Source organism: Nocardioides limicola, assembly GCF_016827675.1.
Classification (GTDB): Bacteria; Actinomycetota; Actinomycetes; order Propionibacteriales; family Nocardioidaceae; genus Nocardioides; species Nocardioides limicola.
In genome coordinates, this window is sequence record NZ_JAERJA010000004.1 from 307270 (window position 1) to 333497 (window position 26228).

Annotated in this window: 29 protein-coding genes and 1 riboswitch; of the genes, 21 read left to right on the top strand and 8 right to left on the bottom strand. The window is 69.2% G+C overall.

The features are described 5' to 3' along the window. Positions 1–46 precede the first annotated feature (46 nt). From JKG67_RS10990 to JKG67_RS11000, 3 genes are all read left to right on the top strand, one after another. On the top strand, positions 47–1867 hold the full coding sequence (locus JKG67_RS10990; RefSeq protein WP_203337336.1) for a hydroxysqualene dehydroxylase: 1821 nt from the start codon (positions 47–49) through the stop codon (positions 1865–1867). 82 nt (positions 1868–1949) lie between these two features. Further along, positions 1950–2102, top strand: coding sequence for a GYD domain-containing protein (locus JKG67_RS10995; protein WP_203337337.1), 153 nt, complete (start codon positions 1950–1952; stop codon positions 2100–2102). Between the two features lie 48 nt (positions 2103–2150). Beyond that, complete coding sequence (locus tag JKG67_RS11000) at positions 2151–3041, top strand: Gfo/Idh/MocA family protein (RefSeq protein WP_203337338.1); 891 nt, start codon at positions 2151–2153, stop codon at positions 3039–3041. 58 nt (positions 3042–3099) lie between these two features. Here the strand turns inward: JKG67_RS11000 and JKG67_RS11005 are convergent, their stop codons facing one another. From JKG67_RS11005 to JKG67_RS11015, 3 genes are all read right to left on the bottom strand, one after another. After that, positions 3100–3798, bottom strand: coding sequence for a hypothetical protein (locus tag JKG67_RS11005; RefSeq protein WP_203337339.1), 699 nt, complete (start codon positions 3796–3798; stop codon positions 3100–3102). A gap of 577 nt (positions 3799–4375) precedes the next feature. Then, positions 4376–5176: an SDR family NAD(P)-dependent oxidoreductase gene (locus JKG67_RS11010; protein ID WP_203337340.1), complete on the bottom strand. Its 801-nt coding sequence runs from the start codon at positions 5174–5176 to the stop codon at positions 4376–4378. Positions 5177–5300: 124 nt separating this feature from the next. Next, positions 5301–5735 (bottom strand): DUF6069 family protein, encoded by a 435-nt coding sequence (locus JKG67_RS11015; RefSeq protein WP_203337341.1) that lies wholly within the window; start codon positions 5733–5735, stop codon positions 5301–5303. Positions 5736–5837: 102 nt separating this feature from the next. Between JKG67_RS11015 and JKG67_RS11020 the strand changes: the two genes are divergently transcribed. The 6 genes from JKG67_RS11020 (at position 5838) to JKG67_RS11045 (ending at position 9697) form a co-directional block, all read left to right on the top strand. Next, positions 5838–6248, top strand: coding sequence for a MarR family winged helix-turn-helix transcriptional regulator (locus JKG67_RS11020; protein WP_307816521.1), 411 nt, complete (start codon positions 5838–5840; stop codon positions 6246–6248). 16 nt (positions 6249–6264) lie between these two features. Continuing rightward, on the top strand, positions 6265–6921 hold the full coding sequence (locus tag JKG67_RS11025; RefSeq protein WP_203337342.1) for a hypothetical protein: 657 nt from the start codon (positions 6265–6267) through the stop codon (positions 6919–6921). 47 nt (positions 6922–6968) lie between these two features. After that, positions 6969–7646: a nitroreductase family protein gene (locus tag JKG67_RS11030; RefSeq protein WP_203337343.1), complete on the top strand. Its 678-nt coding sequence runs from the start codon at positions 6969–6971 to the stop codon at positions 7644–7646. Beyond that, entirely contained in the window at positions 7643–8140 is a 498-nt protein-coding gene (locus JKG67_RS11035; protein WP_203337344.1) for a VOC family protein, read from the top strand. The genes JKG67_RS11030 and JKG67_RS11035 overlap by 4 nt, the downstream gene beginning before the upstream one ends. Positions 8141–8420: 280 nt before the next feature. Then, entirely contained in the window at positions 8421–8624 is a 204-nt protein-coding gene (locus JKG67_RS11040) for a cold-shock protein (protein WP_101523180.1), read from the top strand. Between the two features lie 119 nt (positions 8625–8743). After that, positions 8744–9697, top strand: a complete 954-nt coding sequence (locus JKG67_RS11045) for an acyl-ACP desaturase (RefSeq protein ID WP_203337345.1) — start codon at positions 8744–8746, stop codon at positions 9695–9697. Positions 9698–9752: 55 nt separating this feature from the next. Here JKG67_RS11045 and JKG67_RS11050 read toward each other — a convergent pair whose 3' ends face one another. Beyond that, the gene (locus JKG67_RS11050) at positions 9753–11054 is read right to left on the bottom strand and encodes a lipase family protein (protein WP_203337346.1); all 1302 of its coding nucleotides are present in this window, start codon (positions 11052–11054) and stop codon (positions 9753–9755) included. 79 nt (positions 11055–11133) lie between these two features. After that, on the bottom strand, positions 11134–11865 hold the full coding sequence (locus JKG67_RS11055; protein ID WP_203337347.1) for a helix-turn-helix transcriptional regulator: 732 nt from the start codon (positions 11863–11865) through the stop codon (positions 11134–11136). A 91-nt stretch (positions 11866–11956) separates the two neighbouring features. On the opposite strand from JKG67_RS11055, the gene JKG67_RS11060 reads away from it, so the two are divergent. Then, a complete protein-coding gene (locus JKG67_RS11060; RefSeq protein ID WP_203337348.1) occupies positions 11957–12241 on the top strand; it encodes a hypothetical protein in 285 nt (94 codons plus the stop codon). Position 12242: 1 nt separating this feature from the next. Here JKG67_RS11060 and trxA read toward each other — a convergent pair whose 3' ends face one another. Beyond that, positions 12243–12614 (bottom strand): thioredoxin, encoded by a 372-nt coding sequence (gene trxA, locus JKG67_RS11065; protein WP_203337349.1) that lies wholly within the window; start codon positions 12612–12614, stop codon positions 12243–12245. 156 nt (positions 12615–12770) lie between these two features. Here trxA and JKG67_RS11070 point away from each other — a divergent pair, with 156 nt between their 5' ends. Then, a complete protein-coding gene (locus tag JKG67_RS11070) occupies positions 12771–13886 on the top strand; it encodes an FUSC family protein (RefSeq protein WP_203337350.1) in 1116 nt (371 codons plus the stop codon). Between the two features lie 136 nt (positions 13887–14022). After that, complete coding sequence (locus JKG67_RS19215; RefSeq protein WP_203337351.1) at positions 14023–15432, top strand: fatty acid desaturase; 1410 nt, start codon at positions 14023–14025, stop codon at positions 15430–15432. 4 nt (positions 15433–15436) lie between these two features. On the opposite strand, the gene JKG67_RS18885 is transcribed toward JKG67_RS19215, so the two are convergent. Then, the gene (locus tag JKG67_RS18885) at positions 15437–16669 is read right to left on the bottom strand and encodes a PucR family transcriptional regulator (RefSeq protein ID WP_203337352.1); all 1233 of its coding nucleotides are present in this window, start codon (positions 16667–16669) and stop codon (positions 15437–15439) included. Positions 16670–16808: 139 nt separating this feature from the next. Between JKG67_RS18885 and JKG67_RS11085 the strand changes: the two genes are divergently transcribed. After that, positions 16809–17261 carry an Rv1443c family protein gene (locus tag JKG67_RS11085; RefSeq protein ID WP_203337353.1) on the top strand — a complete coding sequence of 151 codons (453 nt, stop codon included), beginning with the start codon at positions 16809–16811 and terminating at the stop codon, positions 17259–17261. 32 nt (positions 17262–17293) lie between these two features. On the opposite strand, the gene JKG67_RS11090 is transcribed toward JKG67_RS11085, so the two are convergent. Next, entirely contained in the window at positions 17294–17962 is a 669-nt protein-coding gene (locus tag JKG67_RS11090) for a lysophospholipid acyltransferase family protein (protein WP_307816522.1), read from the bottom strand. 119 nt (positions 17963–18081) lie between these two features. Between JKG67_RS11090 and JKG67_RS11095 the strand changes: the two genes are divergently transcribed. From JKG67_RS11095 to JKG67_RS11130, 8 genes are all read left to right on the top strand, one after another. Then, a complete protein-coding gene (locus JKG67_RS11095) occupies positions 18082–18513 on the top strand; it encodes a Fur family transcriptional regulator (protein WP_203337354.1) in 432 nt (143 codons plus the stop codon). 42 nt (positions 18514–18555) lie between these two features. Beyond that, complete coding sequence (gene katG / locus JKG67_RS11100; RefSeq protein WP_203337355.1) at positions 18556–20769, top strand: catalase/peroxidase HPI; 2214 nt, start codon at positions 18556–18558, stop codon at positions 20767–20769. Between the two features lie 205 nt (positions 20770–20974). Continuing rightward, positions 20975–21164: riboswitch (cobalamin riboswitch) on the top strand. A gap of 21 nt (positions 21165–21185) precedes the next feature. Next, positions 21186–22172 carry an ABC transporter substrate-binding protein gene (locus tag JKG67_RS11105; RefSeq protein ID WP_203337356.1) on the top strand — a complete coding sequence of 329 codons (987 nt, stop codon included), beginning with the start codon at positions 21186–21188 and terminating at the stop codon, positions 22170–22172. 86 nt (positions 22173–22258) lie between these two features. Further along, complete coding sequence (locus JKG67_RS11110) at positions 22259–23236, top strand: iron chelate uptake ABC transporter family permease subunit (protein WP_372442072.1); 978 nt, start codon at positions 22259–22261, stop codon at positions 23234–23236. Beyond that, entirely contained in the window at positions 23233–24009 is a 777-nt protein-coding gene (locus JKG67_RS11115) for an ABC transporter ATP-binding protein (protein ID WP_203337358.1), read from the top strand. Before JKG67_RS11110 ends, JKG67_RS11115 begins: the two co-directional genes overlap by 4 nt. Continuing rightward, a complete protein-coding gene (locus JKG67_RS11120; RefSeq protein WP_203337359.1) occupies positions 24002–24667 on the top strand; it encodes a (2Fe-2S) ferredoxin domain-containing protein in 666 nt (221 codons plus the stop codon). The genes JKG67_RS11115 and JKG67_RS11120 overlap by 8 nt, the downstream gene beginning before the upstream one ends. A 38-nt stretch (positions 24668–24705) precedes the next feature. Continuing rightward, a complete protein-coding gene (gene cds1, locus JKG67_RS11125) occupies positions 24706–25785 on the top strand; it encodes an L-cysteine desulfhydrase Cds1 (RefSeq protein ID WP_203337360.1) in 1080 nt (359 codons plus the stop codon). 10 nt (positions 25786–25795) lie between these two features. Further along, a complete protein-coding gene (locus JKG67_RS11130) occupies positions 25796–26200 on the top strand; it encodes a homing endonuclease associated repeat-containing protein (RefSeq protein WP_203337361.1) in 405 nt (134 codons plus the stop codon). The last annotated feature ends 28 nt before the right edge of the window (positions 26201–26228 follow it).

Genomic DNA, 26228 nt, shown 5'->3' on the forward strand with positions numbered 1-26228 from the left:
TGTCAAATGTGACCCCGAGCGGTGTCAAAGTTAAGGATGTGCTGACGTGAGCGATCTGCCGACCAGTAGGCGTGGCTTCCTCGGGCTCGCAGCGGGTGCCACCGCGGCGAGCGGCCTGGTGTTGGCATCCTCGGCGCCCGCAGCCGCGTTGTTGCGCCAACGTCGACGGGTCACCATCCTCGGTGGTGGCGTGGGAGGTCTGACCGCAGCCCACGAACTGATCGAGCGGGGCTTCGAGGTCACCGTGATCGAGCCCAAGGCCTGGGGTGGGAAGGCGCGCAGCATCCCGGTCGCCGGCACCGGCCATGGCGGACGTCAGGATCTGCCCGGCGAGCACGGCTTCCGCTTCTTCCCGGGCTTCTACAAGAGCAGTCCGGACACCTTCTCCCGGATCCCGACCGTCGGCGGTTCCAGCAGCGTGATGGACCACCTCGTCGACGCCCATCAGCAACTGCTGTGCATGCCCGGGCAAGGACAGTTGTGGTACCTGCCGTCGCCGAACGAAGATGGGCTCATCCAGGGCTTCCGCAGCCTGCTCACGCTGATGGGGATCGCCGCCGGGATCCCGCCCAACGAGATCGAGTACTTCGTCCGCAAGATGCTGGTCTTCATCACCAGTTGCGACGAGCGCCGCCTCGGCCAATGGGAGAAGATGTCGTGGACGCAGTTCACCAACGCCGACAACTTCTCGCCGATGTACCAGCAGGTGCTGGGCTCCGGGCTCACCAAGACCCTGGTCGCGGCCAAGGGGGAGTACGCCTCGGCTCGGACGGTGGCCTTGATGGGGGAGCACTTCATCTATGCCCTGCTCGGTGAGAACAACGGCTACATCCGGCACGAGAGCGGCTACGGGGCCGCCGACCGGCTTCTCGACCTGCCGACGAACGAGGCCTGGATCGACCCGTGGTTGGACTACCTGCGAGCCAGGGGGGTCAGGTTCGTCTCCGGCTATCGGGCGAAGCAACTGCGGGTCCGGAACAAGTCGATCGAGTCCGTCGTCCTGGAGACCACTGGCGACGGCGGCTTCCCCAACGGTCAGGGGACTCTCAACGTCACCTCGGACTGGTTCATCTGCGCGATGCCGGCCGAGCAGATGACCAAGCTCCTGACGCCGGACGTGGTCGGCGCCGACCCGCAGTTGGGCCGGATCGGCAAGCTGCAGACCGACTGGATGAACGGCATCCAGTACTTCCTCAACCGTCCGCCCAACATCGTCATCCCCGGACATGTCGCCTTCCTGGACAGCCCTTGGGCCATCACCGCGATCGACCAGGGCGCCTTCTGGCGCACCGAGATCGCCAGCACCTACGGCGATGGCGGGGTCGCCGACGTCTACTCCGTCGACATCTCAGACTGGTTCACCCCCGGCATCCTCTACGGCAAGCCCGCGGCCGACTGCACGCCCGAGGAGATCGCCCGGGAGACCTGGGAGCAGATGAAGCTCGGCCTCAACGTCGATCAGGAGATCCTCACCGACGACATGCTGGTGCGGTACTTCCTGGACCCGGCCATCCACTGGCCCGACGGACCGCACCGTCGCGCCGCCAACAGTGAGCCACTGCTGATCAACACCGCCAACTCCTGGGTCGATCGGCCCGAGGCGGTCACCGGCATCGGCAACCTGTTCCTCGCCTCGGACTACGTGCGCACCGGCATCGACCTGGCCACGATGGAGGGTGCGAACGAGGCCGGCCGGGCCGCAGTCAACGGCATCCTGGAGGCGTCATGGTCGTTGCAGAGCCCGGCCGTCATCCACGAACTGTGGAAGCCGAAGGAGCTCATGCTCGCCCGACAGTTGGACCAGGCCCAGTACCGCCTGGGGTTGCCTAACACCCTGGACATCGTCCCCGAGGGGCTCGGGATCTGACTTCGCGTCATCGGGCTGTTGCTTTACCTGACCTCCCGGCTGCGGCAGAGTGGCCGCAGGCACCCCAGCGCATGGAGGCGTGATGCAGAAGTTCCTGTGGCAGGTCAGCTACACCGTCGAGGGGGCCCAGGGCCTCGCGACCGAAGGTGGATCGGGCCGTCGCGCCGCGATCGAGGAGATGATCGAGAGCGTGGGCGGCCGGCAAGGACGTGGACTACCGCCGGCCGGCGAGTAGTGCGGCCTCGCCTTCCGTCAGTCTGAACAGCACCACGAAGGGGGAGAGATGGGCGCGATCCGGATCGGCCTGGTCGGCACCGGTCACTGGGCCCGCACCGTGCACGGACCCGGTGTGCTGGCCCACGACGGCGTCGAACTCGCCGGTGTCTGGGGCAGGGACACGGCGCGGACCGCGGGGGTGGCCGCCGAGTTCGGGATCCCGGCGTACGACGACGTCGACGACCTGATGGAGCGGGTGGACGCCCTCACCTTCGCGGTGCCACCCGACGTCCAGGCGCCGCTGGCGTTGCGAGCCGCCGCTGCCGGGAAGCACCTGCTGCTGGAGAAGCCGATCGCGACGGATCTCGCCGCTGCGACCGAGCTGGCTGAGGCAGCGGCCGGGGTGACCAGTCTGGTCTTCTTCACCGACCGGTTCATCCCGCAGTGGGAGGACTGGTTGATGGGCATGCCTGACCACCGTCCCCGCAGCGGCCGGGTCGACTGGCTCGCCTACCTCGACCCCGACGGTCCCAACGGCGATTCGTTGTGGCGTCAGCAGCGAGGCGCGTTGTGGGACCTCGGGCCGCATGCGCTCGCCTCCCTGCTGCCGGTGCTCGGCCCCGTCCGTGACGTCTCCGGACGTGCGGGGGAGGGGGATTTCGTTGATCTTGACCTCACCCACGCCGACGGCTCAACCAGCCGGATGTCACTCAGCCTGACCGCCGCCGACGGGGCCCGAGACGAGGCCGTCGAGTTCGGGGACGGCCACCGCACCTGGGCTCGCCCGGAGGTTCCCGGCCGGCCGGCCGGGGCCGCCTATGCGCAGGCGGTGTCGGAGTTCGCCGACTGCATCCGCGCCGGGGTCACCCAGCACCGATGCGACGTACGCCTTGGCCGTGACGTGGTCGAGGTGCTGGCTCGCTGCGAGGCAGTCCTGGCAGGTGAGCGATCCCGTTGAGGCCCAGTGCACCCAGTGCCTCCGGCACTCCACGTCGCGCACGTCGAGCCCAGAGGCGTCAGCGTTCGTCGGCGTCCTCGAGGAGTCCGTACAACGTCTCGAGAACGGCGTTGTCGGATGGGACACCCCGTGAGGCGTCGACCTGTTGCTGAGTGATGCCGTTCGCGGGTGTCCCGTCGCTGTTGAAGGAGCCACCGCCGTACGAGTAGCCGACATGGATCTGTCCGGTAAGGCCGCTGTTCGGCAGGTTGGGCGAGATGATCACCAGTGTGTAGGAGCCGTTCAATGCGGTGTTGTGGCTGTTCTCGAACACCAGCGTGTTCGTCGCGTTGCCCTGGGCGAACGCGGCGGCCTCGAGTTCACGCTCCTCGGCCCACTGTGCTCGGATCTGCTGGGGTGTTTCCTGTTCCCAGTCGGCGTGGGCATTCACGGTGATCGTGTCGGTGGCATCCTCGACGCCCCACGAACAGGTGAACGAGTAGGGACCCGGGGGATAGGAGAGATCGTTGACCTCCTCGCCGTACAAAGTGTGCTCGGCGGTCAGGAGCGGCCTGACCGCCTGCTCGATCTCGGAGCACGCCCCGATGCCGGCGATCCGGCTGCCGCCCCCAGTCATACCTAGCGCATCGTCGAGAGAACCTCCACCTGAAGCGTCCCCATCGGCGCGCGATGGCGTGCCGCCCGGCCCTTCGCCGGTGCAGGCCGCGGCGATCACCAGAAGTGGCGCCGTGATCAGGTGGGCGAGGCGACGGTGCATCGACGAGTTCCTTCGGATCGGGTGTCTGCGACGCATCCTGACAGGTCACCCAAGCGCACACACCCCGAGTGGCGGTGATGTTGAGGGCCTGGCCCCCGAAGCCGGAAGCGGTGCCCATGTGCAGTTCGAGGGGTGTCCCAGACTGATCTTGTTATCTCGCAGGACATTGGTGACAGTTCTGTGTCAGGACATCGGTGACAGTTCCGGGGTGTTCGCCTTGCGATTGCGCAGTGGCCTGATGATGTGAGTACTTGAAGGGCGTAGGGCCAAGCTTCACAAGATCCACGACCGGCTTGAGACCCCGTCGAGGCAGGACAACAAGGATGCCCACGACGTCTACCGTCTGCTGCGGCAGGCGAGACGCAGGCGGTGGTGCTCGACGATGTCGTTGCCGGTGGGTGGTCTGGGTCTGGTGGAACCGCTCCACTTTGCCTTGGTCTGGGGGTGTCACCCGGTGGTCACGCGTCGATCAGGGCGTCCAGCCGACGGTGCGCCAGCCGTTCGCAGGCGGGCAGTCGCTCCTCGATCAGGGCGCGGCGCTGACTGTGATAGCGGATCAGGTCGTGCATGCGTCCTCCTAGGTGAGCAGCGCGCCGCCGTCGACGACGATCTGGGATCCGGTCAGGTACGACGACAGGTCGCTGGCCAGGAAGAGAGCCACCCGGGCGATGTCGTCGGGTGTGCCGATCCGGTGCATCGGGATGCTGTTGACGAACTGCTCGAGCGTGTCATTCGGTTGCTCGTTGCCCGGCTCCTGCATGGCGGCCACCCCGGGGGTGGCGATGGCCCCGGGCGCGATCGCGTTGACCCAGATACGGTGCGGCGCCAACTCCAGCGCGAGGTTCTTGGTGAATCCCCACAGGCCGTGCTTGGACGCGTCGTAGTGGGCGAGACCGGTCATCGAGGGGTGCAGGGCGTCGATCGAGGTGATGTTGATGATCCGGCCGCCCCCGCCGTCGCGCATCCGCTTGGCAGCCTCCCGACTGCATAGGAAGGCGCCGCGCAGGTTCACCGCGATCACCCGGTCGAAGTCGGCTGCGCTCATCTCCAAGACGTTCACGACGGGGAAGATGCCGGCATTGTTGACCAGGATGTCGATTCGGCCGCGCCAGCCGATCGCATCGGCGATCAGTCGGTGTACGTCGTCCTCGTCGCTCACGTCACAGTGGCTGGCCAGCGCCTGATGGCCCTCGGCCATCACTGTGTCTGCCAACGCCTGGGCGGTGGCAAGGTCGGTGTCGGCGATGACCACGGAGGCGCCGCCGGCGGCGAGACGTTCGACGATGCCCCGTCCGATCCCCAGAGCGCCCCCGGTGACGATCGCGGTCCGTCCGGTGAGATCGAGCAGGTCATCGACGGTCGGTGGCAGCAATGTCATCGGGGCCTCGGAGTGGGACGTGCGAGGGAACGTGGTCAACGCTAGGCGGAATCGCGCCGTGCTCCCACGGGAGAAGGTCACTGGTTGACCGGGACCGGTCCCAGGCCGGGTGTGGAGTTTCGACTCAGGCGGCCTCGGTGACTTCGCGTCGGATCGTGGTGAACCAGACCACGCCGAGTACGACGTGCATGGCGGCCAGAACGGCGGCGGTCGCGGAGTCGGTGTCGACCGTGAACGGCATGAACACGGTGACTACGCCGAGTGCGAGTCCGAGCCAGGCCAATGCCGACCAGGCGGTGTGGCCCCATCGGGAGGCGATGGTCAGTGCGAGCGTGCCGAAGATGAGTGGGATGACGGTGGCGGCGACGACAGCCGGGAGACCGATGGCGGTGGGCGAGGTAGCTCCGGGCTCGGTGACGAGGAGGCTGACGCCGGCCATCCGGGCGATCCCCCAGGCTGTCACGTTGGCCAGGACGGAGATGGCGAGGACGATGCCGCCGGTGCGTAGCGCGCGGCGGGCAGTCAAGGTGGTGGTCGGGGTGGCGATGGATGTCGTCATGTGTTCGGGCTCCTCAATAGTTGATGATATGAAGTAATCGTCCAGGCCTTGCCAGATATTCCAGCTCCTCAACTATTGAGTTCGAGGACTATCATCGGGACTGTGGTCCGCGTAGAAGACGTCGGTGATCTGGCCGGCAAGGTGATGGGTGTCAGCGAGCAGTTGCGGGCTGACTTCGACACCGTTGCCGGTCAGCACGGCCTCACCGACCTCCAGGCGAGGACCCTGTTGACGCTGGCCGAACCCCAGAGCATGAGCGAGGTCGCCGGGGCGATGACCTGTGGACCCTCGAACGTCACCGGCCTCGCCGACCGCCTCGAACGACTCGGCCTGATCGTTCGAGTCCCCGACCCACGCGACCGGCGGGTCACGCTGCTCGAACTCACCGACGAGGGCCGTCGCCGCCGAGAGCGCTTGGCCGAGGCGCTGGTTGAAGGTTCGATGCTTGTCGCCAGGCTCACGCCCTCCGAACGTGGCCAACTCAAGGGGCTGCTCGACAAACTCTTGGGGTAGGAGCCGCCGGCCGGCGGTGGCAGTACGCGCACTCGATGGTGATCCAGCACGCTTCGTCGTACCCCGCTCGTCTCCGCTGCCGCGCTCCTGGTCCTCTCCCTGGGTTCCGGCCGGCGCCGTCGATGAGTCCGAGGTTCCTGGTGAGCGGCTCGACCTCTTCTGGCCCCAGGGCGCTGAACTGGTCGTGGTCGGCGTCGCCGCAGGCGACGTTCTCAATGTGCGGCGTCTGCCCGACCCGGGGGCCGACACGCGCGGCTCGATCTCTCTGCCGCTGGCCGAGGGGGTCGTCTCGACCGGCCACAGTCGGGCGGTCGACTCCGGTATCTGGGTGGAGATCGAGCACCAGGAAGTCTCGGGGTGGGTGAACACCGCCTACCTCGCCTACCTCGGTGAGGCGGAGGATCGGACCGCCGACGTGTCCGGCGTCGGCCCTCAGGACAGCCTGCGGGCGCTGGGTGCGGCCGTCGCGATGGAGTTCGGCGGTGGGGAAGTGACCGTCGTCGACGAGAGTGGTACGACGATCGTGATCGATCTGCTGGTCGAGGGCGACGACTCCGTTGTCGGTAGCCGACTCCCGCGTCACCTCGTCGACCGACGGGTCCAGGCACACCCTGGTGACAGCGGAGGTGGCCCTGTTGTGCCTCCGCGGCGTCAGCCGGGGAGCTGCCCGTGAGGCGTTCGACGCCGGTCCCTCGGAGATCCCGCGCGTAGGGTCAGGTCATGGACCTGTACGACGTCATGCGGACCACTGCGGCAGTGCGTGAGTTCACTGACGACCCACTGCCCGACAGCGTGCTGCACACCATCCTCGACAACGCCCGTTTCGCCCCCAGCGGCGGCAACCGGCAGGGCACCCGGGTGGTGATCGTCCGCGACGCCGCGACCCGGGCGCGGCTCGTGGAGATCACCGAGCCGGGTGCGCGTCGCTATCACGCGCAGAAGCGTGTCGGCGAGACGCCCTGGAGTGCTCTGGTCCCCAGCCGCGTCACCGACGAGGAGGTTGCGGTGACCCCGGTCCCGGCCGCGGTCACCGAGCCGATCCGCAAGGCCGCGGTGGTGCTGGTGATGTGCGTCGACCTCAGCGCGGTGGCCGCTTTGGACAAGGACCTGGACCGGGTCGGGGTCGTTGCCGGAGCCTCGGTCTATCCGTTCGTGTGGAACGTCCTGCTTGCGGCACGCAACGAAGGGTTCGGCGGGACGATCACCACGATGGCCGTCGCGCAGGAGCCGGCGTTGAAGGAGTTGCTCGGCATCCCCGACCAGTACGCCGTGGCGGCGGTGGTGCCACTGGGCAAGCCGGTGAAACAACTGACCAGGCTGGGGCGGGCCGAGGTCGCGGAGCTGACCCACCTGGAACACTGGGAGGGTGGTCCCCTTCAGGAACTGAGGCGAGCATGACACCGATCGACCAGGCCGCGTTGGCAGCCGACCGTGAGCGCATCCGTACGACGTACCTGCAGTCCGACGAGGGCCGCCCGCCGTCGAGCGCCCGCGGCCTGCACCACGTCGCGGTGGTCGCCCGGGATGTCGAGGAGACGGTCAGGTTCTATCAGGGGGTGCTCGAGTTCCCGCTGACGGAGATCTTCGAGAACCGCGACTACCAGGGGTCGAGCCACTTCTTCTTCGACATCGGCCACGGCAACCTGCTGGCCTTCTTCGACTTCCCCGGTCTGGAGCTGGCCGAGTACGCCGAGGTGGTGGGCGGGCTGCACCACATCGCGATCTCGGTGGAGCCGCAGCAGTGGCAGCGACTCAAGGGTCGACTCGACGAGGCAGGCGTGGAGTACCAGCTCGAGAGTGGCACGTCGATGTACTTCAGGGACCCCAACGGCGCCAGGGTCGAACTGATCGCCGACCAGCTGGGAGAGATGTACGGCACCAAGGTGCTCTAAGGGTGTTCCGGTCGGGTCGAGGGGCTGTCCCGGACGGGTCGCGGAGACGCTGTCGGGGGGTCATGCACGCCGGCGCAGGCTCGGCGAAGCGGCGTCTGCGGCATTGATGCGCTACCGTAGTGGTGTTGAAGGGACGGCTCTGTAAGCCGTCCTCGCCGCACAAGAAGTTGCGGCTTGTATCTCGTACTCCTGGTTTTCGGTTCGCTGGACATCAGCACAGGTGGATGTCTTCAGCAGTGTGAGGGCACAGTGCTCTCAGCACCGAACAAAGGAACAGATCATGGCTCAGGGCACCGTCAAGTGGTTCAACGCTGACAAGGGCTTCGGCTTCATCGCGCAGGATGGTGGCGGTGAGGACGTGTTCGTGCACTTCTCCGCTATCCAGTCCGGCGGCTACAAGTCGCTCGACGAGAACCAGAAGGTCGAGTTCGACCTCGCCCAGGGCCCCAAGGGTCCCCAGGCAGAGAACGTCCGCGTCTCCTGATGTGACTTTCGATGAGCCCCGGCCGCACACGCGGCCGGGGCTCATCGGCATTTCGGGGACGGAAGTGACTGTTCCGGACGGAGGCGTACGCTCGCTAACAACCGAGCAAGGGAGTACCCGTGAGTACTGCGAACCATCTGCTGGAAGAGCTGGAGCCGGTTGTTGCCGAGAACCTCGATCGCCACCTCGGGCTGGCGCAGGAGTGGCATCCCCACGACTACATCCCGTGGAGCGAGGGCCGAGACTTCGCGTTGTTGGGCGGCGAGGACTGGTCTCCCGAGCAGTCACGGCTCTCTGAGACCGCCAAGGCAGCGATGATCACCAACCTGCTGACCGAGGACAACCTGCCGTCCTACCACCGCGAGATCGCCACCCGGTTCGGTCGTGACGGCGCCTGGGGCACCTGGGTGGGGCGCTGGACCGCCGAGGAGAATCGCCACGGCATCGCGATGCGCGACTATCTGGTCGTCACCCGCGGGGTGGACCCGGTCGAGCTCGAGCGTGCCCGGATGGACTACATGACGTCCGGCTACGACTCCGGCGACAAGACATCGCTGGAGGCGGTCACGTATGTGTCCTTCCAGGAGCTCGCCACCCGCGTCTCGCACCGCAACACGGGCAAGGTCACCCATGACCCCATCGCCGATCGGATGCTCGCCCGGATCTCCAAGGACGAGAACCTGCACATGGTCTTCTACCGCAACATCGTGGCGGCTGCGCTGGAGATCGCCCCCGACGAGACCATGCGTGCGATCGCCGATGAGGTCATCGGCTTCGAGATGCCCGGCGCCACGATGGCCGGCTTCCGTCGCAACTCAATGATGATCGCCAAGGCAGGCATCTATGACCTGCGGCTTCACCACGATGACGTGATCATGCCGATCCTGCGGCATTGGGACGTCTTCGATCGCACCAACTTCGGTGGGGTCGGCGACCAGGCCCGCGACGAACTCGCGACCTTCCTCGAGGGGCTCGACGCCCAGGCGTCCCGCTTCGTCGAGCGCCGCGCGGAGCACCGCGCGCGCTCAGCCGCCCGGTCCGACAGTGGCGAGACGCCGGACATAGCCTCCTGAACCAGCATCAATTCGTCGTACGCCGTCAACTCGGCGGCGTCCTGGGCGAGGCCGGTCAGCGCTCGGTCAGCGCTCGGCCGGCGACGGTGCGGGCGGCGGCGGTCGCCATCGAGACGTACCCCCACAGGGTGCGCAGTGACAACGCCACCGAGGTCACTGTGTGGGTGCCGCTGGGGGCGGGTCGGCCGGCGAAGCGGTCGGCCATCCAGTCGATCATCACCGGGAGTGCCAGCGGGTGCAGGGTGAGGTGCTCGCTGGTCCGGTCCCGGATGTAGTGGACCGTTGCCCCGCCCTCGAGGTAGCGACGATGCTGGGCGTCGACGTCCTCGATGTGGATGATCTGGTCGTGGGTGGCCTGGGTCATCAGGATCGGGCAGGTCGGCACATGCTGCCCCAGACGTAGGTCCTCGAAGACGTGGAGGATCTCGGGGGTGGCCAGCACGTCGGCGAGTGGGGCGTCCAGGAAGTCGTCGAAGTCGTCGCCGCGGTGCCGGATGACGGCCATCACCGTGCTGAACTCCTCCAGGCGCTCCAGTCGCCTCCTGCCCTCGAAGGATGCGTGCTCGTGGACGACGCGGGCCAGCCCGGGGTAGCCGCTGCGCAGTCCGCTGACCACCATCGCCGGCAGGCCGGCGAAGAAGGTGCCGTTGAGCCGGATGAAGGTCTCCCCGGGGTCGCCGACCGGCGCACCGAGGGCAGCGCCCACGATGTTCAGTTCGGGGGCGTAGCCGGGCGCCATCTCGGCGGCCCAGGACGAGGCCATCCCGCCGCCGGAATAGCCCATGATCCCGACGGGGGTCGAAGGTCGGAGTCCCAGCGGCTCGAAGGCCAGCGCGGCCCGGATGCCGTCCAGCACCCGGTGGCCGGGTTCGCGCGCGGCACCGAACCGGCCGAGCAGGCCCTCGTGGTCGGCGATCGAGAGCGCCCACCCCTTGCGCAGCATCCCGGCCAGCAACGCGAACTCCAGGGATGGGATGGAGCCCCACGAGCGGGACCCGCGGCGCAGGGCGTACGACGGGAACGCCCGGTCGGAGAGGGAGTCGATGGCGCACTGGTAGGCCAGCAACGGTCGTGGCTCGGAGGGGTCGGCGCCAGAGGGCAGCACCACGGTGGTGGTGGCTGCTTCGGGTTCCCCGTTGAGATCGGTGCTTCGGTAGACCACCTGCCAGGCCGACACCTGTTGCGGGATCAGGCCGAGGAAGGCCAACTCCACCTCGCGGGATCGGATGATCGTGCCCGGGGCCAGCAGGCGGAGCTTCTTCGGAGCCTCCAGGAACGGGTCCTCGCGGGGGAGCAGCGGGCGTGCCGGATTCGCGTCGGCCGCAGGGGCCGCGGGTTGTTCGGGCAGGGGGCGCACCTGTCCATAGAAGCAGGTGCCGGGCCGTGCCGGGGCCGAGGGTCGAAGGGTGGGCCCCCTACCCGGCTGCGCATCGCGCCTAGAGGAGTCGAGCGGTCGGGGTGCCGTCGGTCATGAAGTGCTTCGCCGGTCTGAGGCGGAACCTGTCGTCGAGGACCTCGACCGCGGTGATCCGGTCGAGTCGGAACGCGCGGGCACCGACGCGCAGGTGGTCCCAGGCGAGCACGTACCACACCGGCAGGCTGTAGAAGAGGTAGTGGGGTTCGATCCGGCGGTCGGTGCTGGTTCCCGCGCGATCCCGATAGTGGATCTGCAGGAGGCGCTGTTGCGCGAACCCTTGGAGGGTGTGATCCGTGATGCTGTCGGCTGCCTTCTGATGGTCGGAGGGTGCTGGTCCGGCGGCGGCATCCCCGATCAGGATGCGGTTCCTGAGAGTGCGGATGCGTCTGGCCTGGGCAGGTGCGAAGGCAGCCTGCACCTTCCGGGTGATGGAGCGGATGTCGCCGAGCAGCAGGGGTGAGCCGACCTTCTCGGCGATCGCGAGGCTCAGCAGCATCCCGATCGCCTCGCTCTCGGTCAGGTGCACCCGTCCCAGGGACCAGCCCTGCTCCAGGCGGAGTCCTCCGCCTGCGCCGCGGTCCCCCTCGATCGGTACGCCGAGAGAGCGCAGCGCGACAAGGTCGCGCCCGATGGTGCGAATGCTCACGTCGAGCTCGCGCGCCAGGTCTGCCGCCGTGACGGAGTCCCGCTCGGCGAGGAGTGCCTTGAGCGCATCGAGCCGCCCGACGCGGTCGACGGTGCTCCGGCCCATGCGCACACCCTGGCACACGAATACGACGAATAGTGTCGTATTCGTCTCTAGGGTCGGAGCTACAGAGGAACCCACCACCGAAGGAGTGAGCATGACCGTGCTGGAGATCGCCAAGTTCAAGGCCGAGGTGACCGCGGAGTTCATTGCGGCCCGCACCCAGGCGATGGCGGCCGTTGCGAGGACCTACCCCGGCTTCCTGTCGAGTCGACTCGTCCGCTTCGACGGGGATGTCCTGGCCGACGAGGTTGTCTGGGCCTCGATGGAGGAGGCAGGGGCTGCCGCCGAGGGGCTGCCGCAGATGCCCGAAGCGGCCGCCTACCTCGCCCTGATCACCGAGTTCGTCTCGATGGAGCATGCAGAGATCGTCGGCGCCTGAGTCAGCCCCTCACGGCGTCGCCTGCTCCGGTCGCCTCGGCCAGCGCCGCGTCGATGTCGAGATCGACCAGACCGTTGACGAGCTGCTCGAGTGCGGCCGGGGGCAGGGCGCCGGGCTGACTGAACACCAGGTGACCCTTCTTGAAGGCCATCAGGGTCGGGATCGACGTGATCTGGGCCGCTGCGGCGAGCGAACGCTCGGCCTCGGTGTCGACCTTGCCGAAGACGATCGAGGGGTGTCGCTCCGCGGCTGCCTCGAAGATCGGGGCGAAGGCGCGGCAGGGGCCACACCACGCGGCCCAGAAGTCCACCAGCACCAGTTCGTGCTCGGCGATGGTCTGCTCGAAGTTCTCTGAGGTCAGGTTGAGGGTCATGCGGTCCTCCTGGTTCGACGATCGGGTGACGACATAACCCCCTAGGGGGATCGACTATTCCGGCCACTGGGGCGCCACGTGCACGCGTGTCGACCCGCTCGGCACCCTCGACCCCGGCCGCGGTCACTCGCCGCCTCGCTCTGAGAGGATCAGGCCATGGACCTGAGCTCGCTGGAGCAGGCCCGGGCACGGGGGCGCGACTCGCTCCACACCCGGGTGACCCGGCTGCGGTCGAAGGGGTGGCTGATCCTCCAGTGCGCGGTCGCGGCCGGCGTGGCCTGGCTCATCGCCGCGGACCTGCTCGGTCACCCGACGCCGTTCTTCGCGCCGGTGGCAGCAGTGGTCAGCCTGGGTACGTCGTACGGCCAGCGGCTGCGCCGGGTGCTGGAAGTGACGTGTGGGGTGGCGATCGGTGTCTTCTGTGCCGACCTGCTGGTGCTGCAACTCGGGTCGGGATGGTGGCAGCTCGGCCTGATCGTGGGGCTGGCGATGTCGGCCGCCTTCCTGCTCAACGGCGGCCAGCTCTTCGTCATCCAGGCGGCGGTCCAGTCGATCGTGGTCGCCGCGCTGGTGCCCGCGCCCGGTGATGCGTTGATCCGGTGGACCGACGCGGTGATCGGTGGGGCGGTGGCCCTGGTCGCGGCGACCGTGGTGCCCGCCGCCCCGTTGCGTCGGCCACGGGAGCAGGCCGCCGTGGTGGTCCGCAAGATCGCTGCGCTGCTGCGGGGCGCGGCCGAGGTGATGGTCGAGGCGGAGGCCGAGCAGGGGTTGGATCTGCTCGCCGAGGCGCGGGCCACCGACCCGCTGATCCGCGAACTCCAGGACGCTGCCGCCGAAGGCATGGCGGTGGTTCGTTCGTCCCCGTTCCGGATCCGGCACGCGCCCGCGATCAGGCGGATGGGCGACCTGATCGAACCGCTGGACCGGGCGCTGCGCAGCACTCGGGTGCTGGTCCGGCAGACCGCGGTCGCGGCCTACCACCACCGCGAGGTGCCGGCCAGCTACGCCCGGTTGGCCCGGGACCTCGCGGACGCTGCCGACCTGGTCGCCGCCGAGCTCGTGGTCGCCGAGTCATCCCCCGAACGGATGGCCACCGCGGCCCGAACCGTGCTGCTCACCGTCGGCGAGGCCACCGGGTCGGTGGAGCGAGCCGAGGAGATGAGCGCCGAGGTGGTGTTGGCACAACTGCGGTCGGTGGTCGTCGATCTGCTGCTGCTCACCGGGATGGATCAGCTCGAATCCACCGACTCGCTGCCTCCGCCGCCGAGCTGACCAGTTCCGGACTGGATGATCGCACAACACTCTCGGCCGATGTTGGCCCACGAGGGCAAGATTCGGTGCCTTCGTTTGGAGGAACCTCTAGGGGTGGCCATGAGCCGGTGGCCCGTTCCCATCATCAGGAGGAGCCATGGAGACAGTGCGTGAGGCGGCACACGCCGCACCGAGGTGGAGGGACAAGAAGCGCTACCTGTGGGTGCTGGGACTGGTGGTCCCATTGCTTCCGCTGACCGGGATGGCGCTCCACCAGGGCACGGGACTGAGCGTGTGGCTGTGGCTCACACCGGTCGTCTTCCTCGGCCTGATCCCGCTGCTCGACCTGATCGCCGGGTACGACGACACCAACCCGCCGGACGAGGTCATCGACGCCCTCGAGCAGGACCGCTACTACCGCTGGGTGACCTACGCCTACCTGCCGGTCCAGTACGGCGGTTTCGTGGTCGCGATGTGGTACCTGGCCACCGCCGACCTGAGTCTGGTGGCCAAGGTGGGCCTGGCCGTCTCCATCGGCACCGTGGCCGGCGTCGCCATCAACACCGCCCACGAACTCGGACACAAGAGGGAGAGTCACGAGCGCTGGTTCTCCAAGATCGCGTTGGCGCAGAGCTTCTACGGGCACTTCTACATCGAGCACAACCGCGGCCACCATGTCCGGGTGGCCACCCCCGAGGACCCGGCCTCGTCCCGGATCGGGGAGAGCCTCTACCGGTTCTGGCCGCGCACCGTGAAGGGCTCCCTGGTCAGCGCCTGGGAGTCGGAGGCCAAGCGCTTCAAGCGGGCTGGCCAACACCCGTTCCGGTTCGGCAACAACGTGCTGAATGCCTGGCTGATGTCGGTGCTGCTGTGGGGTGCGCTGGTGGTCTGGCTGGGCCCCGGGGTGCTGCCCTACCTGCTGATCCAGGCGTTCGTCGGCTTCTCCCTGCTCGAAGTGGTCAACTACATGGAGCACTACGGGATGCTCCGGCAGAAGGTCGGCCCCGAGGGCCGGCAGCGCTACGAGCGGGTGAACCCCAGCCACAGCTGGAACTCCAACAACGTGGCCACCAACGTGTTGCTCTACCACCTGCAGCGGCACAGCGACCACCACGCCAATCCCACGAGGCGCTACCAGACGCTGCGTGACTTCCCCGAGGCCCCTGTGCTGCCCACCGGCTACACCGGCATGATCGTGGTCGCGCTCTTCCCGTTCTGGTTCCGCCGGATCATGGACAAGCGGGTGGTCGCCCACTACGACGGCGACCTGACGCTGGCCAACGTGCAGCCCGGCAAGCTGGAGAAGTTGCAGCGGAGGTTCCCTCCGCCCGCCCGGCACCGCGAACTCGACCTCACCGACGACCCGACCGCACACACCTTCACCAGTGAGGTGCTTGCCGCCCGCTGCCCCGGCTGCGGCTACACCTACCAGGTCGAGGTCGGCAACGAGTTGGAGGGATTCGCGGCCGGCACCGCCTGGGCCGAGATCCCCGGCGACTGGTGCTGCCCCGACTGCGGAGTGCGGGAGAAGGTCGACTTCGTCCCGCTGTCCAGCGCAGCCGTGTGACGCCTCACCCGCCCGTCGGCGGAGCCAGGAACGCGTCGTAGTACCGCAACGCCAACTCCAGCTCCGTCGGCGCGCGGCCGGCCGGGTGGCCGAGGAGTTCCTCGGCCTGGTTCACCCGGTACCGCACCGTGTTCTTGTGCACCATCAGCAACTTCGAGGCCCCGTCGACGCTGCCGGTGGACAGCAGGGCGTGCAGGGTCTGCCTCAACCGGGCGGGTCCCTCACCTTCGCCGGCGAGGTCGCCCAGGGTGCGCAGCACGAATCGGCGCGTCTCCTCTCCCGACTCGGCCAGCAGACACAGCAGCTCCACCTCCGAGTACAACGCCACGGACCGGATGCTCGCGGCCCGGAACGCGACCTTCTGCGCCTGCTGGGCCTCCTGATGGCTGACCCGGAAGCCGTCGATTCCGGCCAGTGGCGTGCCGACCGCCACGCTCATGCCCGCCTCGGCCAACCAGGAGGCACACCCGTGCACCCGGGAGAGATCCGGGGCGGACCTGGTGGCCAGCCAACACCACAGGTCGCGGCCGCCCGGGCTCACGATCAGCGGGTTCTTGGCGCCCACGGCGCGGGCCACCCGGTTCGCTGATTCGCGAAGGTCGGCGATGTGCTCCACGTGCTCGACGTGGAGCAGCAGCGCGGTGTTGTAGGACGAGAGCGGGTGCCCGCCGAGCATCGCCGAGAGTTCACGCGGCTCCTTGTCACTGCCGGCGAGGATCGCGCGCACCGCGTCGAGGCGTTGGGCGGCCGCGCCCTGGCGGATCCGGTCCCGTTCGGTCTGGAACACCCCCACCGAAGCCTCGATCGAGGCGTCGAGCCACGCGCTGGCGCGACTCCAGAAGAGGACCAGGAATCTCGCATCGTCCTGACTCTGCTCCCCGGCCCGACCCACGTTCGAGGCGATGTAGTCCCAGACGGCCTGCTGTGCGATCCGGTACACCCGGAACAGCAGGGTCAGTTCGTGCCCCCGATGCGCCAGCTCCGAGGCCAGGTCGATCGCCGCCTGGACCAGGTGCACCTCGCGGGGCGGTTCGCCCAGGCTGTTCAGGAAGGCCACCCAGTGCGCCCGGACCGCGGCGTGCACCGCTTGGGCCAACGCCGCGTCGTCGGCCACCTCCGGGCTCTGTGCCAGCACTGCGGTGGCGATGCCGTCGACCCACGAGTCCACTGAGCCTGCCTGCGACTCCCGGGCCACGAACTCCTGCACCCGTCGGCTCAACTCCGTCGTCTCCGCCACGGCGACCTCCTTGGGCGCAACGTACAACAGTCAGGGGAGAGTCGGCCGACAACGTCAACGTCGTGGCGGGAGGACGAGGCGCTATCGTCGCCGCCATGAGGGGCGTGCGACGTGGACCGAGGTTGCCGGGGGAGTGGCGATGAGGGTCGTCGAAAGGCAGACCCGGGTCGATGCTCCGATCGAGGCGGTCTGGGCCCGGGTGGTGACTCCGGAGGGGATCAACGACGAACTCCGGCCGGTGATGACGATGGGCATGCCCCGTGGTTCCGAAGGGGTCAACATCGACACCGTCGTAGTGGGCCGGCCCCTGGGCCGCGCCTGGCTTCGGCTCTTCGGGCTGATCCCCTTCGACTACGACGACCTGACCATCGTCGCCATCGAGCCGGGCCGCAGTTTCCACGAGCGGTCGACGATGCTCAGCATGCGGCATTGGGAGCATGAGCGGAGCCTGGCTCCCGAGGGTCCCGTAACGCTGGTCAGTGACCGGCTCACCTTCGCGCCACGGATCCCCGGCACGGGGGCCTTGATGGCTCGGGTGATCAGCGCGCTGTTCGGTCACCGGCATCGCCGGCTGCGCAGGTTCTTCAGCTGACCAGCCACCGGTGACGACACGGCACCGGTGGGCTACACCTCCATCGGGAGGTCGTTGTAGACCCCGGCCCACTCCTGCCCGGTGAGTTCGTGGATCGAGGCCATGATCTGGTCGGTGAGCTCGCGGCGGGCCCGGCCACGCGGGAGGGCGCGGTGCTCCTCGCTGACCGTGATCGGCGCACCGAAGCTGATCGACACCTTGACCAGGCGCGGCAGCCGCGAACCGATCGGCTGCAGCTTCTCGGTGCCGACCAGGCCGACGGGGACGACGGGTGCGCCCGAGGTCAGCGCGAGGTGCCCGACGCCGGTGCGGCCCCGGTAGAGCCGGCCGTCTCGGGAGCGGGTGCCCTCGGGGTAGATGCCGAACGCCTCGCCGCGGTCGAGCACCTGCAACGCGGTCTGCAGCGACTCCATCGCCGCCGCCGAGTCCGCCCTATCGACCGGCAGCATGCCCAGTCCCTCGAACCAGGCGCGCGACAGGGCTCCCTTGACTCCGGTTCCGGTGAAGTAGTCGGACTTGGCCAGGAAGGCCACCTTGCGTGGCACCACGATCGGGATCACCACCGAGTCGACGAAGCTGAGGTGGTTGCTGGCCAGGATCACCGGACCCGTCCGCGGCAGGTGGTGCAGGCCAGTGACCCGCGGCCGCCAGAGAGCCTTGGCCACGGGTGGAACCACGGAGTGCAGGGCACGGTAGATCACGTCGAGGACGTTAGGGGTTACCGATGGGTCGGCCTATTCGACGCGGGTGTCGCGCTGGCCGGCCACGACACGCCTAAGGCTTTTCTTGACTCGTTCAAGAAAAGGGCTAGGGTGGGGGCATGGCCGAGACCCCCGACCTCACCGAGATGCTGCGCGGTGCCGCGCTGCGGGTGACGAGGCCCCGGGTCGCGGTGCTGACCGCCGTACACAGTCACCCACACGCCGACACCGACGCGATCATCAAAGTGGTCCGGGCCGACCTCCCCGAGGTCTCCCACCAGGCCGTCTACGACTCGTTGCGCACGCTGACCGCGGCTGGTCTGGTACGCCGGATCCAGCCGTCCGGGTCGGTGGCCCGCTACGAGTCGCGGACCGGTGACAACCACCACCACGTGGTCTGCCGCGCCTGCGGTGCGATCGCCGACGTCGACTGCGCCGTCGGTCATGCCCCCTGCCTGACCGCCTCCGACGACCACGGCTTCAGCCTCGACGAGGCCGAGGTCGTCTATTGGGGGCTGTGCCCCCGCTGTGCGACACACCCGCCCACCTGACCCCCATCGTCCGAACCGATCAGCGCCCAACCGGAAGGAACCATGTCCGAGAACACAGAAGCCCTCGAGGTCAACGAGCCCAACGCGGGCGGCGGCTGCCCCGTCGCCCATGCCCTGCCGCACCCGACCCAGGGTGACGCCAACAGCCACTGGTGGCCGAACCGACTCAACCTGAAGCCGCTGGCCGCCAACCCCGCGGTGGGCGACCCGATGGGCGAGGACTTCGACTACGCCGCCGAGTTCAGCAGCCTGGACCTGGCGGCGGTGAAGCAGGACATCGAGGAGGTGCTCACCACCTCCCAGGACTGGTGGCCCGCCGACTTCGGCCACTACGGCCCGTTCATGATCCGGATGACCTGGCACGCCGCCGGCACCTACCGAGTCACCGATGGTCGCGGCGGCGGCAACACCGGCCAGCAGCGCTTCGCGCCGCTGAACTCCTGGCCCGACAACGTCAACCTCGACAAGGCCCGCCGACTGCTGTGGCCGGTCAAGAAGAAGTACGGCAAGAAGCTCTCCTGGGCCGACCTGTTCATCCTCGCCGGCAACGTGGCCCTGGAGTCGATGGGCTTCGAGACGTTCGGCTTCGCCGGTGGTCGCGAGGACGTCTGGGAGCCCGAGGGCGTCTACTGGGGTGCCGAGACCGAATGGCTCGGCAGCGGCAAGCGCATCCTCAACGAGGAGCGCGACCTGGAGGCGCCGCTCGGCGCCCACCACATGGGTCTCATCTACGTGAACCCCGAGGGCCCCGAGGGCAACCCGGACCCGCTCGCCGCAGCCCACGACATCCGCACCGCCTTCGCCCGGATGGCGATGAACGACGAGGAGACCGCGGCACTCATCGTCGGCGGCCACACCTTCGGCAAGGCGCACGGCGCGCACCCCGACGACAAGGTCGGCGTCGAGCCGGAGGGCGCACCCCTGGAGGCCCAGGGCTTCGGGTGGGCCAACGGCTACGGCACCGGCCACGGCGCGGACACGGTGAGCAGCGGGCTGGAGGTCACCTGGACCACTACGCCGACCCAGTGGAGCAACGGCTTCCTGGAGAACCTCTACGGCTACGAGTGGGAGCTCACCGAGAGCCCGGCCGGCGCCAACCAGTGGGTGGCCAAGGACGCCGAGGCGACCATCCCGGACGCCCACGTGCCCGGCAAGATGAACCTGCCGACGATGCTGACCACCGACCTGTCGCTGCGGTTCGACCCCGCCTACGGCGAGATCACCCGACGCTGGCTCGACCACCCCGAAGAGCTCGCCGACGCGTTCGCCCGGGCCTGGTTCAAGCTGACCCACCGCGACATGGGCCCGATCCAGCGCTACCTCGGCCCCGAGGTGCCCGACGAGGTGCTGCTGTGGCAGGACCCGCTCCCCGAGGCCGGCGACTACACGCTCACCGACGCCGACGTGGCTGCCCTCAAGGAGCAGATCCTGGCTTCGGGCCTGACGGTGTCGCAGCTGGTCTCGGTCGCCTGGGCCTCCGCGTCCACGCACCGGGTCAGCGACATGCGTGGCGGTGCCAACGGCGCTCGGATCGCCCTCGAGCCGCAGCGGGGCTGGGAGGTCAACAACCCGGCCCAGCTCGCCACCGTGCTGAACGCCCTCACGGGCATCCAGGAGGGCTTCGGCAAGCCGGTGTCGCTGGCGGACCTGATCGTCCTCGGCGGTGCTGCGGCCATCGAGAAGGCTGCCGGTGACGCCGGCCACGCCGTCACCGTCCCGTTCACCCCGGGCCGGGTCGACGCCAGCCAGGAGCAGACCGACGTGGAGTCGTTCGCCTACCTGGAGCCGGTGGCCGACGGGTTCCGCAACTACGTCGGCAAGCACGCCGACCTGCCGGCCGAGTACCACCTCGTCGACCGGGCCAACCTGTTGTCGCTGAGCGCCCCGGAGATGACCGCCCTGGTCGGCGGGCTGCGGGTGCTCGGGGCCAACTACGACGGCTCCGACACCGGCGTACTGACCGACCGTCCGGGCACGTTGACCAACGACTTCTTCGTGAACCTGCTCGACCTGGGGCGCACCTGGAAGCCGGTCGACGGTGCAGGGTCTGACGCGACCCGTTACGAGTGCACCGACGACGCCACCGGCGCCACCCTGTGGACCGGCAGCCGGGTCGACCTGGTCTTCGGCTCGAACTCCGAGCTGCGGGCACTCGCCGAGGTCTACGCCAGCGACGACGCCTCCGAGAAGTTCGTGGCCGACTTCGTCGCCGCCTGGGCCAAGGTGATGGACCTGGACCGCTACGACCTCACCTGAGAAATGGGGAAGGGCCCGTGACGCGTGCGCCAGCACGCGTCACGGGCCCTTCCCCATTTCCCCGCCGAGTTGGGCCTTATCCGCGCCGAGTTGGGTCTTGTTCGCATCGAGTTGGGTGGCGTCGCCACCCGGGGGGGTAGGCAGGCTTCTTCTCCAGGGCGCCGAGTGCTCCGTCCTCGCCGGGCAGGTCGGGGAGGGTGCTGATAGCCTCCCCGCACGTCGTGGTGACGGGAAGCCGGTGCAAAGCCGGCGCGGCCCTCGCCACTGTGACCGCCGAGTCCGACGACCTCACCGGTGCTGAAAAGGCAGCGGGGCCACTGGGTGCAGACCTGGGAAGGCCGGTCGGAGGGTGATGACGCGGGAGCCAGGAGACCGATCACGACGGAATGCACATCCACGAGGGTTTGGAGAAGAAATTGCGCAGTCGACCCCTGCATGCCGTCGTCTCGGTCACCGTCGCCGCCGTGCTGGCCGGATGCGCAGGAGCGCCCGAGCGCCCCGCCGCGGCTAGCATCGAGGCCAGCGGGTTCCCGCACGAGCTGAGTTCGTGCGGCTTCACCGTGACGCTGCCGAGCCCGCCCACCGCGGTGGTCACGATGAATCAGACCGCCACCGAGATCGTCCTGGCCCTCGACGCCGCCGATCAACTGGCCGGCACCGCCTACCTCGACGACGAGATCGCCGAGCAGTGGCAGGAGGCCTACGACGCGGTGCCGGTGCTCGCGGACCAGTACGCCGACTCCGAGACCATCCTTGCCGCCGGCGCCGACCTGGTCATCGGCTCCTGGATCAGTGCCTTCAGCGACGAGGCGGCCGGCAGCCGCGAGGCGCTGCGCGACAGCGGGATCGCCTCCTACCTGTCCCCGTTCAGCTGCGAGGACCCCGACGCCCGGGCCGCAGTGAACTTCGACAGCGTCTGGGCCGAGATCGCCGACATCGCCACCGCCCTCGGGGTACCCGAGCGGGCGGAGCAGCTCAAGGCCGACCAGCAGGACGCCCTGGCACGACTGGCCGACCAGGCGCCGGGCGCGGGCCTCAACATGTTCTGGTACGACTCCGGGGACAAGTCGGCGTACGCCGGCACCGGCGACGGCGGCCCGCAGATCATCATCGACGCCGTCGGAGGGACCAACATCTTCGCCGACGTGCCCGGCAGTTGGGCCGACGTCTCCTGGGAGCGGGTCGTCGCCGCCGACCCCGATGTGATCGTGCTCGCCGACGCCGGTTGGTCCTCGGCGCAGGACAAGATCACGCACCTCGGGAACGACCCGGTGCTCTCCCAGTTGCGGGCCGTCGAGGCGGGTGCCTTCGTGATCGTGCCGTTCTCCGAGACGGTCCCGGGCGCCCGGATGCTGCAAGGCGTCGAGCGAGTCGCCGCGCAACTGGCCGACCTGGGCCGATGACCTCCCTCGCCCAGGTACGCCGGGCTCGTCGCGAGGTGAGTACGACGGCAGCCGTGGTCGTCCTCACCGGCGCGTTGCTGCTCAGCATGGCCGTCGCCGCCGGAGTCGGCGCAGTCTCGATCCCCCTCGACACCGTCTTCTCGGTCGTGGCCCGCCGGCTCGGGCTCGGCTCCTTCGACGCCGTCACCGTGCTCGAGGACCAGATCGTCTGGCAGTTGCGGATGCCGCGGGTGCTCGGCGCGGCCGCGACCGGCGCCGGGCTCGCGGTGGTCGGTGCGGTGCTGCAGTCCCTGACCCGCAACGACCTGGCCGACCCGTTCCTGCTCGGCGTCTCCAGCGGAGCGACCGTCGGAGCGGTGGCAGTGCTCATCCTCGGCTTCTCGATCGCCGGGCTGGCCGGTGGCGCGATGCTGACCGTGGGTGCCTTCATCGGCGCGATCGCCGCGCTGGTCGTGGTGGTCGCGCTCGCGACCGGACGGTCCGGATCGCTGCCGCCGACCCGGACGGTGCTCGCCGGCGTGGTGGTCGGCCAGATCTGCGCCGCCGCCACCGCATTCATCGTGATCGCCTCCGGCCAGGGCGACGCAGCACGCCGCGTGCTCTCCTGGACGCTGGGCTCCATGGCCGGCCTGCGCTGGCCCTCGGCGATCTTCCTGGCCGTCGTCGCGGTGCTCGCGGTGCTGGTGATCCGGTCCAGTGCCCGACAGTTGGACGCGTTCGCGTTCGGGGACTCCTCGGCCCGGTCACTGGGGGTCGCCACCGAGCGGCTGCGCTGGCTGCTGCTGGTCGGCACCGCCCTGGTCACCGCCTGCCTGGTCGCCTACACCGGCGCCATCGGCTTCGTCGGACTGGTGGTGCCGCACGTGGTCCGGATCATCTGCGGACCGCTGCACCAGCGGCTGATCCCGGTCGCCGCACTGGCCGGTGCGGTGCTGCTGGTCTGGGCGGACACGCTCGCCCGCAGCGTCGTCGCCGGCCAGGAGATCCCGATCGGCGTCGTCACCGCCGCAGTCGGAGCGCCGATCTTCGCGATCCTGCTGCGTCGCCAGGCGAGGCTCTCATGAGGCTCCGAGCCAGCAGCCTCAGCTGGCAACTCCCGGGCCGTCACGGCGGCCGGATGATCATCGACGGGGTCGACCTGGACGTCGCGCCGGGCTCGTTCACCGGCCTGCTCGGCCCCAACGGATCGGGGAAGTCCAGCCTGCTCAGCGTGGTCAGCGGGCTACGCCGCCCCACCCGCGGCACGGTGCGCCTCGGCGACGACGACCTGCACCGGCTGCGACCCCGCGAGCGTGCCCGCCGGATCGCCCTCGTCGAGCAGCACGCCGCCACCGGCCTGGAGTTGACGGTGCGGCAGGTCGTCGAGCTCGGCCGGGTGCCGCACGCGGGTCGCGGGATCGACAACGCCGGCATCGTCGCCGAAGCGATGAAGTTGGCCCGGGTCGGCGAGTTGGCGGACCGGAGCTGGCAGACCCTCAGCGGCGGCGAACGGCAACGGACCCACCTGGCCCGGGCGCTGGCCCAGCAGCCGCAGGTGCTGCTGCTCGACGAACCCACCAACCACCTCGATCTGGGTCACCAGCTCGACTTCCTGGCCTGTGTCCGCGGGCTCGGCATCACCACCATCGCCGCGCTCCACGATCTGGATCTGGCTGCGGCCTACTGCGACCGGCTGGTGGTGCTCCAGGCCGGCCGGATCGTCGCCGACGGTGACGTCGCCGCGGTGCTCACCCCGGAGCTGCTCGCCGACGTCTACGGCGTACGAGCCACCGTGCAGGCGCATCCGCACACCGGCAGGCCGCAGATCTGCTGGCACCCCGGAGGCGTCGATGACTGAGGTGGTCGTGGTCGGGCTCGCCGTCTCGGACCCGGTGCACGCGTCGGCGTTGCGGCGACTCGACGGGCACGTCGCGTTCCTGCAACTGGCCAGACCCGCGCTGGTCGACGTGCTCACCGAGCTCGCGGACACCGGCGCCGAGCGGGTCGTGCTGGTCGGGTTCACCGCGTCCGGGCAGTCGTTGCGGTCGTGGCTGCGGCGGGTGGCCAGCCACTGGCTGCGTGAGTACGACGGCCCGCTCCCCGAAGTCGCGATGGCCGTGGATGTGCTCACCGACGCCGACCCCGAACAGCTCGCCGCGGCGCTCACCCGGACCCGGCCACTGACCGACGACGCGCCCGGACTGACCAACCCCGCCTGGGAGGAGGTGCCCGGCTTCCGGCATCAGGTCTTCGTCTGTCGAGGGCCCCGGTGTGCCGCCCGCGGGGCCGGGGAGACGGCCGCCGCGTTGACGTCGGCCCTGATCCGCCACGGCCTCGGCGACGACGACGTGCTGGTCACCCAGACGGGCTGCCAGTTCCCCTGCAACCACGCGCCGGTGGTCAGCGTGCACCCCGACGACACCTGGTACGGCCGGATGGAGGCGGCCGAGACCGACCGGCTCGTCACCGGGCACCTGATCGCCGGCGGTCGATTGGCCGACCGGCGGATCCGCTGAGCAACGCCCCACGGGTGCGCAGCGCCTACTCTTGCGGCATGCCGCACCAGAGCGCAGCCCACCGGGCCTGGATCGACGAGGCGGTACGCCGGGTGGAGGCGGACGCGCAACGGTCCGCCGACACGCACCTGCACGTCGTACCCCTGCCCGGCGAGCCGGGCGTCCAGCTCTATCTCAAGGACGAGTCGGTGCACCCCACCGGCAGCCTCAAACACCGGCTCGCCCGCTCGCTCTTCCTCTACTCCCTGTGCAACGGCTGGTTGCACGCGGACTCGGTGGTGGTCGAGGCCTCCAGCGGCTCCACGGCAGTCTCCGAGGCCTACTTCGCCCGACTGATCGGGCTGCCCTTCGTGGCGGTGATGCCGCGCACCACCAGCCCGGAGAAGGTGGCGCTCATCGAGTGGCACGGCGGCCGCTGCCACTTCGTCGACCACGCCGGGCAGGTGTACGACGAGGCCCGCCGACTCGCCGCCGACTGCGGCGGGCACTACCTGGACCAGTTCACCTACGCCGAGCGGGCCACCGACTGGCGGGGCAACAACAACATCGCCGAGTCCATCTTCGAACAGTTGCGCGCCGAACCGCACCCGGTGCCCACCTGGATCGTGGTCTCGGCAGGCACCGGCGGCACCGCCGCCACCATCGGCCGCTACCTGCGCTACCGCCGGCACCCCACCCGGCTGCTGGTCGCCGACCCGGAGGGATCGGCGTTCCTGGACGGCTGGCTGACCGACTCGACCGACGTCCACCTCGACACCGACTCCAGGATCGAGGGGATCGGCCGGCCACGGGTCGAACCGTCCTTCGTTGCCGGCGTGGTCGACGACATGGTCCGCGTCCCCGACGCCGCCTCGATCGCCACCATGCGCTGGGTGAGCGGCCGGCTCGGTCGCAGTGTCGGCGGCTCCACCGGCACCAACGTGTGGGCCGCGCTCGGGGTGATCGAGCAGATGCGCAGCCGTGGCGAGAGCGGCAGCGTGATCAGCCTGATCTGCGACGGGGGAGAGCGCTACGCCTCCACCTACTACGACGACGACTGGCTGCGGGCGCACGGCATCGACATCGGCCCTCACCTGGCGCAGTTGGCCGAGTACGACGACACCGGCCGCTGGGCGTAGCGTGGTGGCCGTGCGGACGCCGGACTTCAGCGAACAACAACTGCTCGACGGGCTCAGCGCAGCCGCCGCCGAGCTGGGAGAACCGCTCACCAGCACGGCGTACGACGCGTGGCAGCGGCCGCGGGCAGCCGCCTCGCCGGCGCTGCTGATCCGCCGCTTCGGCTCCTGGAACGCCGCCTGCGCCGCTGCCGGTGTGGCCACCAACAAGACCCGCTCCACCACGCGGCGCTGGTCCGACGAGGACCTGGTCGACCTGGTGGCGGAGTACCTGGCCTGGTCAGAAGGCAGTGGCAGCTTCGCGGGCTACTCCGCCTGGGCGAAGGGCCGCGAAGGCGTGCCCAGTGGCGCCACCCTGCGGCAACGCTTCCCGAAGTGGAGCGAGATCAAGGCGCGCGCCCAGGGCTTGTCCGACTGAGGCTGGCGCGGCGGGACTCGGCAGCCTA